The sequence below is a fragment of the Bacillus sp. mrc49 genome (assembly GCF_002803435.1).
In genome coordinates this window covers 1-974 of record NZ_PHNG01000131.1, presented here as the reverse complement: position 1 = coordinate 974, position 974 = coordinate 1, and the positions used below count along the sequence as shown (strand labels likewise).

The following is a 974-nucleotide window of genomic DNA, read 5'->3' as shown; positions in this document are numbered from 1 at the left end:
CTTTTTTGCATGATTTGAAAAGGAAACTACCAAAATGGAAGGCACTACTAATATGACAATCATCGTCGTAAACACAATCCACATCAATGGCTGGAATTTATTCATCCGTCCTCCTTAATAAAAAAAGCATTTTAAACAGGGTATGAATAAACGACATCATATATTACCCATTGTTTCCCACTTATTGAACCACCGTTCGGCTTCATCTTCCGAACCAACCATTCCCTGGTAAGATAAGTGATCTTCCACTGCAGAAGGATGCGAAAACGGCCATAAAGAAAAGCTGCCAACAAGGCAGCTAAAAGAATTTGTTCCATTACGTTTAAGAGCGCTTCAATAATTTCTTTGTTTTTAATAGAACAAATAGGAGCGGTATATATAAAACAATGAAGCCGACGCTGTATGGATTGATTATTTTGTTTAGTACATACAATAATTCGATATCGTAATAAAAGATATTGATCAGGATGATGATGATGGACATGATCCATAAGGGGTATTTTTGCTGGACATTGAATAAGCGCTTGATCCCCCTGCTGGCAGCCCACAAGGGAATGACCATATTGGGGATGATAATGATGGCCCACCAAGAAATGGTTATGTACTCGAACCGCTGAATGAAGGGCAATTCAATAATGCTGGTCAAGGTTAAGGTTGGCCATAGGGTAAGGGTAAGCAGCTTGAGTGGATAAAAGGCGATTGAAACGAAATAGACGGTTAAAGCCAGCAAAGTAGTGGTTAATGCTCCTCCATGGGCAAACTTTTGTGATGTTTCTGCTTTTTTTATGAATGGATAATACATCAGCAGCATTTCAAAACCAAGCATCGTTAAGGAGATACTTCTGGTTCCTTTCATAATGTCCAGGAAGGTATGATCGAATATAGGAAGCACTCCCGTGAAGTCCGAATATCTAACCCCATAAAAAGGAAAGAATAAAAGCCAATACGATATGATCACTGTGATAAAAGTAATT

General features: G+C 38.5%; 1 protein-coding gene. It reads right to left on the bottom strand.

What is annotated here, in order from left to right:
* Positions 1-322: 322 nt before the first annotated feature.
* On the bottom strand, positions 323-974 hold a 652-nt coding region (locus tag CVN76_RS00900; protein ID WP_157805399.1), incomplete at its 5' end, for a GerAB/ArcD/ProY family transporter.